General features: G+C 64.7%; 9 protein-coding genes and 1 tRNA gene. 4 read left to right on the top strand and 6 right to left on the bottom strand.

Features of this window, described 5'->3' with window-relative positions; all coding sequences use genetic code 11:
* Positions 1-79: 79 nt before the first annotated feature.
* Positions 80-155, bottom strand: a tRNA-Ile gene (locus LCM4577_RS26965).
* Between the two features lie 220 nt (positions 156-375).
* Here LCM4577_RS26965 and LCM4577_RS26960 point away from each other — a divergent pair.
* Positions 376-1,086, top strand: a complete 711-nt coding sequence (locus tag LCM4577_RS26960) for an SIMPL domain-containing protein (protein WP_041002396.1) — start codon at positions 376-378, stop codon at positions 1,084-1,086.
* A gap of 199 nt (positions 1,087-1,285) precedes the next feature.
* Here LCM4577_RS26960 and LCM4577_RS26955 read toward each other — a convergent pair whose 3' ends face one another.
* Positions 1,286-1,639 carry a hypothetical protein gene (locus tag LCM4577_RS26955; RefSeq protein WP_116390018.1) on the bottom strand — a complete coding sequence of 118 codons (354 nt, stop codon included), beginning with the start codon at positions 1,637-1,639 and terminating at the stop codon, positions 1,286-1,288.
* Positions 1,640-2,096: 457 nt separating this feature from the next.
* On the bottom strand, positions 2,097-2,543 hold the full coding sequence (locus LCM4577_RS26950) for a YcgN family cysteine cluster protein (RefSeq protein WP_071074188.1): 447 nt from the start codon (positions 2,541-2,543) through the stop codon (positions 2,097-2,099).
* Between the two features lie 196 nt (positions 2,544-2,739).
* Here LCM4577_RS26950 and LCM4577_RS26945 point away from each other — a divergent pair, with 196 nt between their 5' ends.
* Positions 2,740-5,049: an OmpA family protein gene (locus LCM4577_RS26945; RefSeq protein WP_071074187.1), complete on the top strand. Its 2,310-nt coding sequence runs from the start codon at positions 2,740-2,742 to the stop codon at positions 5,047-5,049.
* Positions 5,050-5,351: 302 nt separating this feature from the next.
* Complete coding sequence (locus LCM4577_RS26940) at positions 5,352-5,873, top strand: TIGR00645 family protein (protein ID WP_040989454.1); 522 nt, start codon at positions 5,352-5,354, stop codon at positions 5,871-5,873.
* A gap of 13 nt (positions 5,874-5,886) precedes the next feature.
* Here the strand turns inward: LCM4577_RS26940 and LCM4577_RS26935 are convergent, their stop codons facing one another.
* The 3 genes from LCM4577_RS26935 to LCM4577_RS26925 all read right to left on the bottom strand — a co-directional run bounded on the left by LCM4577_RS26935 (position 5,887) and on the right by LCM4577_RS26925 (position 8,390).
* Positions 5,887-6,753, bottom strand: coding sequence for an NAD(P)-dependent oxidoreductase (locus LCM4577_RS26935; protein ID WP_071074186.1), 867 nt, complete (start codon positions 6,751-6,753; stop codon positions 5,887-5,889).
* Between the two features lie 105 nt (positions 6,754-6,858).
* Positions 6,859-7,506 carry a helix-turn-helix transcriptional regulator gene (locus LCM4577_RS26930; RefSeq protein ID WP_071074185.1) on the bottom strand — a complete coding sequence of 216 codons (648 nt, stop codon included), beginning with the start codon at positions 7,504-7,506 and terminating at the stop codon, positions 6,859-6,861.
* An 8-nt stretch (positions 7,507-7,514) separates the two neighbouring features.
* The gene (locus LCM4577_RS26925; protein WP_071074184.1) at positions 7,515-8,390 is read right to left on the bottom strand and encodes a S1C family serine protease; all 876 of its coding nucleotides are present in this window, start codon (positions 8,388-8,390) and stop codon (positions 7,515-7,517) included.
* A 160-nt stretch (positions 8,391-8,550) separates the two neighbouring features.
* Between LCM4577_RS26925 and LCM4577_RS26920 the strand changes: the two genes are divergently transcribed.
* Entirely contained in the window at positions 8,551-9,498 is a 948-nt protein-coding gene (locus tag LCM4577_RS26920) for a S1C family serine protease (RefSeq protein WP_071074183.1), read from the top strand.
* Positions 9,499-9,609 lie beyond the last annotated feature (111 nt).

The raw sequence follows: 9,609 nt of genomic DNA, 5'->3' as shown, positions 1-9,609 counted from the left end.
GCGCTATCCCCTTGAGCAGGGTTTCTGCACAAGATCGTCGGCGTCAGTCTTAAGCGCAACGTATTGATATACAATAATTTGGTGGGCCCGGAGGGACTCGAACCCCCAACCAAGCGGTTATGAGCCGCCGGCTCTAACCATTGAGCTACAGGCCCCACGCGGGCTGGCTTAGTGTTTTTCTTGTCGTCGCACAAGGCTTTCGAAAGCGCTGGCGCAAAACGCCAAAATCAGCCCATATTCGCGCCGTAGAGCGGCCTGCGCCCATAGGGCGCGAAACAGGTCCGGCCCTTGCGCCGCACTGCCGGGAATCGATGCCTTTGCGGGTCGAGGCAGATGCGGCTCGGGGCTGCGGACCGCAGACTTCGAGGAGTTTTCATGACCAGACATCTTTTGCCCATCGCGCTCGCTGCCGCGGTCGCGTTTCCGGCGCTGGCAAGCGCCGCCGACACCCAGCCTCCGCCCCGCATCATCGTGTCCGGCGAAGGCGAAGCGACGGTGGCGCCGGACATGGCGATCCTTTCACTCAGCGTCATGCGCGAGGCCAAGAGCGCGCGCGAAGCGCTCGATGCCAACAACGACGCCATGGCGGCGGTGATCGCGGCGATGAAATCCGCGGGCATTGCCGAACGCGACCTGCAGACTGCCGGCATACAGATCAACCCGCGCTACAACTACACCAACAAGGCCGACGGCAGCCAGGAGGCGCAGCTCGTTGCCTACCAGGTGACCAACACGCTGTCGGTGCGCGTGCGCGATGTCGACAAGACGGGCGAGATTCTCGACAAGGCGGTGTCGCTCGGCGTCAATCAGGGTGGCGGCATCGCCTTCACCAATGACGATCCGAAGGCGACGATCACCGAGGCGCGCAAGAAGGCCGTCGCCGACGCCATGGCCAAGGCAAAGACGCTTGCGGAAGCGGCGGGCGTCAGCCTGGGCAAGGTGCTCGAGATCACCGACCAGAATATCGCGCCGGCGCCGATGCCGATGGCGGCCAAGTCGTTCGATGCGGCGCGTTCGGCCGTCCCGGTGCAGGCCGGCGAGAATTCCTACAACGTCCAGGTCACGGTCACCTTTGAGTTGAAGTAACGACCGGCCGGCGCCGCAGGCGCGCCACCGACACGCAAAAAAGCCCCGGAGGGTCGACCCTCCGGGGCTTTTTCGAGCCGCGCCTCACCTCGAAGGGCTCCGCTAGTCGATTGATCTTCGCAGAAGATCATATCTCATAGGCGATCCCGCGGGGGATCGTCCGCACAGGCGATCCTCGCGAAGGGTCGCCCTTTCAGCCTCAGCGATAGATGATCGGGCAGCCGCGCTCGTTGGCGAACACCACCACCACGCGGTCGCCATACTGGCGGCCGGCGACCTTCACCGTGCGACGGCTGATGTCGACGATGCGGACGCGATGCAGACCCATGCGCTCGGCTTTGTCGAGGGCGCGGTCCGGCGAGCAGCCACGCCAGTCCCGATCGCGACGCCAGTCGCGGCGATAGCCGTCGTCGTCGCCGGTGTAGATGCCGAAACGCGGGTCGTGCCTGTCCCCGAAACCGAGATAGAGGCTGTCCGCATGCGCCGGAATGGCGGCCAAGGCGCCAAGTCCGACCAGGGCCGAAAGAGCTGCCGTCTTGATCGTGTTGAACATCGTCTTCTCTCCTTGTTGTGGGCTGTCGCCCTTAGAACCGATGATGGGAAAATGCCTTTTTGCGTCTGAATTTTCCGCGAACCGGCCATTCATGTCCGGTTCATGTAAGCGCGAACCCGTCAGGGTTCGTCGCCCTTGGTGCCAAATGCGGACCTGATAAGTCCGCCCTCAAACGCGAACCCGCCCAGGTTCGTTGCTCGTAGTGCTTAAACGCGAACCCCATACGATTCGTCCTTAAACGCGGACCCTTCAGCTTTCGTCATCAATATGCGTTGCGAGCCGGTTACGGTTCGTCATCAAGGCGCGAGCCCGTCAGGGCTCGTCGTCATAACGCAAACCCCTCAGGATTCATCATCAAGATGCGAACCGGCTACGGTTCGTCATCAAGATGCGAACCGGCTACGGTTCGTCATCAAGACGCGAACCGGCTACGGTTCGTCATCAAGACGCGAACCCGTCAAGGTTCGTCGTCCAGTATATAATCAAAGTAGTCGTCTGGCTCGGCCAGATCGGTTTCCTTGGCCTTCACGCGGCCCTGGATCGAAATGCCGGCTTCGTGTACGGTCGCAGCGCTTCCCGAAACGAGCCTGTGCCACCAGTAGAGATCATGGCCCTCGGCGATGAGCCGGTAGGCGCAGGTTTTTGGCAGCCAGGTGATGGTGCGCACATTCTGCGGCGTCAGGCCGACGCAATCAGGCACCCGCGCCAAGCGATTGGGATAGTCGGAGCAACGGCAGTTCTGCGCATCGAACAGCCTGCAGCCGACGCTTGTCCAGAAGATCTCGCCCGTATCCTCGTCCTCGAGCTTCGACAGGCAGCATTTGCCGCAGCCGTCGCATAGCGATTCCCATTCGGCCGGGGTCATCGCCTCAAGCGTCTTCGTTTTCCAGAATGGCGCGGTCATTTTGCTGGATTTGGCCATCCACGGCCTTTCGGTCAAGCGCTGCGGTGACGAACGACCCAGTATCAACATTAGAAAAACACGAAATTGCCTTCAAAAGGCCGGGCAGGCATCCTTGGCTGGCGCCAATGCCTGGCGGAACCAATTGCGGTTGACGAAAGTTTGGGCAGGGATGGGACCCCACTAGGAGAAAATTGATATGAAACGCCAACCACGGATTCTGGCGGGCACGGCAATCGGCCTGCTTATGGCGTCCGCGCCGTTGGGCGCGTACCCGCTGCAGGGGGGTGCCGCTTCCGGCAGCCTGCACGGCGCGCCGCTCGTGCTGGCCCAGGCCGCTTGCGCCGAAGGCCAGTCGGCCGAGGAATGCGCACAGGGCGGAGCCGAGCAGCCGCGCAAAAGGAAGCGCGAACAGCAGCAGCAAAGCGAGTCGGCGCCGGCTACCGAACAAGCGGCACCTGCCGAGCCCGAGCAGAAGCCGCGCCGGAAGCGGCAAGAGCAGCAGCAGATGGACAATGGCCAATCCGGGGAAGCTGCCCCGGCCGAGCAGCAATTCAAGCCGCGCAAGAAACGCGACCAGCAGCAGCAGACCGAGGCTGCGCCCGCCGATCAAGGCGGCCAGCCTGCAACCGACGAGCAGCAATTCAAGCCGCGCAAGAAGCGTGACCAGTTGCAGCAGACCGAGGCCGCGCCCGCCGACCAGGGTGGCCAGCCGGCGACCGACGAGCAGCAGCCGCGCAAGAAGAAGYGCAACCAGCAGAAGGAAGCCGCGCCGGCCGAACAGCCTGCTGAGCAGGCCGCGCCTGCCGCAACAGACCAGCTACAGGGCGACCAGCAAGGCAACCAGGGCCGCAAGAAGCGCAAACGCGATCAGCAGCAGGGCGAACCCGCCGGCCAGGCCGGCGAGCAGGTCGCCCCGGCTGAACAGACCGCTCCCGCCAATGACAACCAGCAAGGCGGCAATCAGCTCAGGAAGAGGCACAAGCAGAACCAGCAGGGCGAGACCGCCCCTGCCGAGCAGACGCAGACCAACGAGCCGGCCAAAAAGCCGGCGCCGGCAGGTGAACCTGTGCCGCAGGCCGAACCGCTGCAGAATGGCGAGCAGCCGGTCCAGGGCGAACAGGCCCAGGACAAGAAGAAGCACGGCAAGAAACCGGCTGCCGAACAGCCGGCAAACGGCGAACAGCCCGCGACCGGCGAGCAAACCAAGACTGGCCAGCCCGCCACCGGCCAGCAGCAGCCGGTCACCGGCAATCAGCCAGCGAACAACAACCAACCGGCCAACGGCGGCAATGCCGCACAGGGCGAAACCGCCAACCCGAACGAGGCGCCGGTTCTGGACAGCCAGAAGGATGCCTTCCGCAAGCGTCGCGGCGGCCAGAACGGCGGTGCCCAGACCGGCGGCGCTCAAACCGAAAATGGTCAGGCCGGCAATGGCCGCAACGCCAATCAGGCCGGACAGCAGGGTGGCCAACAGGCGCAGCAGCCTGCCCCGGTCGATCAGGGCCCGCCACCCACCGACGACAAGACGGCGCAGCAGGCGATCCAGCCTGAAAAGATCGCTCCCGTCACCGAGGAAAAGGGCAAGCGCGTCGACCTGACGCCGCAGGACGTTGTGCGCGAACGCCGGCGGCCGCAGGGTGCTGATGTGGTCAAGCAGCTCGGAGACCGCGTGATCCTCCAGTTCAACAACCAGACATTCGTGGAGAGCAACGAGGCACCTCGCATCACGCGCGGCGCCAGAGACGTCTACTACGAGGATCTTTCGGGCGGCCGAACCCGCGAGATCGTGGAGCGCGATAACGGCGTCAGGATCGTCACCATCCGCAACCGCAATGGCGATGTCGTCAGGCGTTCGCGCATTACGCCGGACGGGCGCGAATATGTGCTGAGCTATGTCGACGAGCGTTATTACAACGATGTCGACGAGTGGCGCGATCCCGGCGACGACCTGCCGCCGATGCGGCTCGACATGCCCCGCCGGGACTACATTCTCGATTCCGAGGATGTCGAAAGCGACRACGACTACTACACCTTCCTTGAGCAGCCGCCGGTGGAGAGGGTGCAGCGTCTCTACTCGATCGACGAGGTGAAGCGGTCGGCCCGCGTGCGCGATATCGCCCGGCGCATCGATCTTGACACGTTGAACTTTGACTTCGGCTCGGCCACGATCTCCGACACCGAGGTGCAGAAGCTCGATGGCGTCGCCAGCGCCATGGAAAAACTGCTCAAGAAGAACCCGGCCGAGACCTTCCTGATCGAAGGCCACACCGACGCCGTCGGCACGCCGGATGCGAACCTCGCCCTGTCGGACCGACGCGCCGAGGCGGTCGCCGAGGCGCTGACCAACGCCTTCGGCATCCCGGCCGAGAACCTCACCACGCAGGGCTATGGCGAGGAGTATCTCAAGGTGAACACGCCCGGGCCGAACCGCGAGAACCGGCGTGTCGCCATCCGCCGCATCACCTCGTTGGTGGCGCCGGTGGCGAGCAACAGTGACCAGCAATGAGCGTTGGATTTCAAGATCCTGATCGGATTTCTGGAATCAACGCTTAAGGTAAAGGCCCGTCCGCGCCGGACGGGCCTTTTCCTTTCCCGGCTCAAGAAGATTTGTCCTGTCGACTGGAGCTAACTCATTGAATTGCCGCATTGCGACACCCAAATTCCCTACAGGGCGTTCCCTGCCCTGTCCCGACTCCAGCGGGACACGACTGAGCCCCGCCGGGTCCCCTCCCCGGCGGGGTTTTTTGTCTTGAAAACCGGCCCTGTCTGGCCGAAATAGCCTCTATCGCAATTTGACCGGAAGCCTTCATGAAGCGTCTCGAACTCGCCATCGAATCCGTCATCCTCGCCTCGCGCTGGCTGCTGGTCGCCTTCTATCTCGGGCTTGGCGTGGCGCTCGCGACATATGCCTTGTCCTTCGGCAAGAAGCTTTACGAGTTTGTGATCAGCGCCTTCACGCTCGGCGACACCGACACCATCCTGAAGATGCTCGGCCTGATCGACGCGGCGCTGGTCGCCTCGCTGGTGGTGATGGTGATCATCTCGGGCTACGAGAACTTCGTCAGCCGCTTCGACGAGCAGGACGGCGAGGTGCATTGGCTGGGAACGATCGATGTCGGCTCGCTGAAGGTCAAGGTCGCCTCGACCATCGTCGCGATCTCCTCTATCCACCTGCTGCAGGTCTTCCTCAACCACGCTTCCTACACGACGGAGCAGCTGATGTGGCTGACCATCATGCATCTGGCCTTTGTCTTTTCGGCGCTGATGCTTGCCTATATCGACCGGGTGATGGCGCTGGCGAAAGGCAAGAAGGCCGAGGCGGCGGAATAGACCGCCGAGCCCGTCAGTAGATTCTTTTGACCTTGGTCTGCGAGTTCGCAAACACCTCGTCTGGAACGAAGAAGTCTCCCGCGAGCTGATCGGCTGCGCCCGGTGCGTAGATCGAGAAATCCGTGACGCCTTCGGCGCGCAGCACCTCTTCGTCAATGTAGAAGTTGCCGGTCGCCTCGCGCGACGGTCGCAGGAAGATCGCATGCGCGGCATCGGCCATGATGTCGGGCGAGCGGCTCATCGCCGCCACCGTCGCGCCGCCCAGAAGGTTGCGCACCGCCGCCGTGTCGATGGTCGAGATCGGCCATAGCGAATTCACCGCGATGCCCTCCTTGGCGAACTCGGCGCTCATGCCGAGCGTGCACATCGACATGCCGAACTTCGCCATCGTGTAGGCGACATGATTCTTGAACCACTTGGCCTTCATGTCGAGCGGCGGCGCCAGATTCAGGATGTGAGGATTCTTGGCCAACTTCAGGTGCGGAATGCACATTTTGGAAACCAGGAAGGTGCCGCGCGTGTTGATCTGGTGCATCAGATCGTAGCGCTTCATGTCGGTCTCCAGCGTGCCGGTGAGCTGGATGGCGCTGGCATTGTTGACGCAGATGTCGATGCCGCCGAACCGCTCGACGGTTTTCGCCACCGCATCGGCGACCTGCGCCTCGTCGCGGATGTCGCAAAGCACCGGCAGCGCCTTGCCGCCCGCCCGCTCGATTTCCTCGGCCGCCGTGTAGATCGTGCCCGGCAGCTTCGGATGCGGCTCGGCGGTTTTGGCCGCGATCGTCACATTGGCGCCGTCGCGCGCCGCCCTGAGCGCGATCGCCAGCCCGATGCCGCGCGATCCGCCCGAGATGAACAGCGTCTTTCCGTTGAGCGACATCCTTCGCCTCCCTCTTCGATGTGGAGGCAAATTGCGCGGCGGACAGTCGTGGCGCAAGACCCCAACGAACCAATCGGCGATTACGCTGCGTCGTGCAGGGGAAGCCTAGACCAGCACCAGCCCTTGCCGCATCGCGATCGCGATCGCGTCGGTCCGGTTGGCGGCGCCGAGCTTGATCAGGATGGCGGCGACGTGGAACTTCGCCGTGTGCACCGAAATGTTGAGCCGCCGGGCGATCACCTTGTTCGGCGCGCCTTCGGCCAGCAGAGCCAGCACTTCCGCCTCGCGCGGCGACAGGGCCGGGCGGGCCTGGTTGTCGTCAGGCGTCTCTTCCCTGGCAAGCTCGTCATCGTGGAAATCGCCATGCGCGATCTCCAACGGCGGTGCCTTGCCGACGCGGTAGCCTGACGCCGCCAGTCGCGCCGCAGCGGCGATCAGCAGGCCATCGGCGAAGGCAGGCAGCACGGCCAGCACATTGTCGGCCACCCGCTCGCTGGCCGCACGCCGCGAAAGCAGGACGATGGGCGTGCCCGAACTGACGACCCGGCTTTCCAGGCCGGCCTCATCGGCGATGGCGACATCCGCCATCTGGCCGACGCCGCTTCCAGCCAAGGCCGGCGCCAGATCGTCGCTCGCGGCCAGCGCATCGGCAAGCTGCTCGGCGCGCCCAGCGTCGCCGAGCGCGATCAACACCGTCAGCCGGTGAGTTGCCGGCTCTGGTCTCGCAATCGTCTGCGCCGCGCTGCTTACCATCGATCCTCTCAGCTCAGCGGCTTCTCGCCGATGGTGATCGAAACGTCGCGCTCGGCGCCGCCGCTCGAGACACCCAGCGTCACGGTCGTACCGGCGCTGTCCGGCCCGAGCTTGCGGATCAGTTCGCGCGGTCCGTGCACGGCCTCGCCGTTCCAGGCGACGACGATGTCGCCGACATGCAGGCCGGCCGCCTTGGCCGGACCGTTGTCGTCGAGGCTCATCACCATGGCGCCTTTGGTGTCGCCATTGCGGATCGGGTGCAGCCCGGCGCCGAGATAGCCGCGCGCGACATGACCCTTTTCGCGTAGCGTCGCCACCGCCCGCTCGATCGTCTCGTAAGGCATGACCAGCGCCCGCCGGCGCGGCCCGAACAACAGCATGCCGATCAGCCCGCCCTTGGCATCGAGCACCGGCCYGCCCTCGAAGCGGCCGCCGGTGTTGATGGCTAGATTGATACGCCGGTCGATCGTGCCGCCACGCATCGAGCGCCAGGCCGGCCCGACCTCGCCGACCGTGCCGAACACGGCGAGCGCGGCGCCGTCGCTATTGCCAACGGCGATCGCCAGATTGCCGGGCCGCACGGCGCCGGCCTGGGCGAGTTGCGGCAAACCGGCAGCGGCGGAAGCCGGCTTCAGCAGGGCAACGCCGGTCGACGGATCGCGGCCGACAAGCTCCGCCTTCATGCTTTCGCCGGAGGCCAGCGTCAGTTCGATCTCCTCGCCGGCTTCGACCGCTTCCTCGGCGGTGACGAAGTAGCCATCGCGCCAGTGGAAGGCGCTCGCGGTGCGGTGATGGTGCGTGACGAAGCTCGCCAGCGCGGGAGCGGCGGTGGCCGCGACATCGGCGATCGCGTCGGAAAAGGCACTGAGATTGAAGTCGCTCATAAGACTGTCTCCTGGGTTCTGTGACCCAGATATCGCTCCGGAACGCCGCCGGGGGTACTCGCCTGACGGCTAGTCGCCGGCCGGACTGGCCATGTGGTCAGGTCGCGGCAATCGCGACCGCTCCGCACATATAGTCATCATTGTACGAGGGAACACGCCCATGGCTTTCGCAGCCGAACAACTTCCATCCGATGACACTTTGCTCGACGCTTACTCGGCATCCGTTGCCGATGCTGTCGACCGTATCGGCCCGGCCGTGTGCCGCATCGAGCGCATCGGTGCCGGCGGCCATGGCTCGGGCTTCGTGATCGCGCAGGACGGGCTGGTCGTCACCAATTTCCATGTCGTCGGCGATGCCCGCGCCGTGCGCGTGACTATGCCGGACGGCGCCTCGCGCGAAGGTCACGTGCTTGGCCGCGATCCGGATACCGACATCGCCTTGGTGCGCGCCGACGGCAGTTTCGCCGATGTCGCGCCGCTCGGCGATTCCAAGCGCCTGCGCCGCGGCCAGATCGCGATCGCCATCGGCAATCCGCTCGGTTTCGAATGGACCGTCACCGCCGGCGTCGTCTCCGCTCTCGGCCGTTCGATGCGCGCCTCGACCGGCCGGCTGATCGACGACGTCATCCAGACCGATGCCGCGCTCAATCCCGGCAACTCAGGCGGACCGCTGGTGTCGTCGGCGGGCGAGGTGATCGGCGTCAACACCGCCATGATCCACGGTGCACAAGGCATCGCCTTCGCGGTCGCCTCCAACACCGCCAATTTCGTCATCTCCGAGATCATCCGCTTCGGCCGCGTGCGCCGCGCCTTCATCGGCGTCTCCGCCGACACGACCAACCTGCCGCGCCGTGCAGCACTCCTGTCGCAGGTGACCACGAACACGGCGGTGCGCCTGCGCAGCGTCGAAAAGGACGGCCCCGCCGCCAAGGCCGGACTGAAGGAGGGCGACATCATCGCGGCGATCGATGGCCGGCCGGTGACCGGCGTCGACGATCTGGTACGCATGCTCGACGCCGAACGCATCGGTCGCGAGACGCTCTGCACCGTGGTGCGCCGCACCGGCGTCAGCCAGGTGGTGGTGACGCCGGTGGCGCGGACGAACTAAAGCTCGGGGGGCCGGCCTAGAGCGGGATGGGATTACCATCGGTCATATCCAGAGTTTGCGAAGTAGTTTGAGCACTCGATCGGTGTGACACCGTTGAGGATCTGTCCGATC

Origin of the sequence: Mesorhizobium sp. LCM 4577 (genome assembly GCF_001854795.2) — a bacterium.
Lineage (GTDB): Bacteria > Pseudomonadota > Alphaproteobacteria > Rhizobiales > Rhizobiaceae > Mesorhizobium > Mesorhizobium plurifarium.
Note: the sequence above shows the minus strand (reverse complement) of the source record. Positions and strands in the feature narration are given on the sequence as shown.

Excerpts from the sequence above, each read along its gene's own strand:
- LCM4577_RS26955 (WP_116390018.1), bottom strand. The coding sequence starts at position 1,639 with ATGTTCAACACGATCAAGACGGCAGCTCTTTCGGCCCTGGTCGGACTT.
- LCM4577_RS26920 (WP_071074183.1), top strand. The coding sequence starts at position 8,551 with ATGGCTTTCGCAGCCGAACAACTTCCATCCGATGACACTTTGCTCGAC.
- LCM4577_RS26960 (WP_041002396.1), top strand. The coding sequence starts at position 376 with ATGACCAGACATCTTTTGCCCATCGCGCTCGCTGCCGCGGTCGCGTTT.
- LCM4577_RS26930 (WP_071074185.1), bottom strand. The coding sequence starts at position 7,506 with ATGGTAAGCAGCGCGGCGCAGACGATTGCGAGACCAGAGCCGGCAACT.
- LCM4577_RS26940 (WP_040989454.1), top strand. The coding sequence starts at position 5,352 with ATGAAGCGTCTCGAACTCGCCATCGAATCCGTCATCCTCGCCTCGCGC.
- LCM4577_RS26935 (WP_071074186.1), bottom strand. The coding sequence starts at position 6,753 with ATGTCGCTCAACGGAAAGACGCTGTTCATCTCGGGCGGATCGCGCGGC.
- LCM4577_RS26950 (WP_071074188.1), bottom strand. The coding sequence starts at position 2,543 with ATGACCGCGCCATTCTGGAAAACGAAGACGCTTGAGGCGATGACCCCG.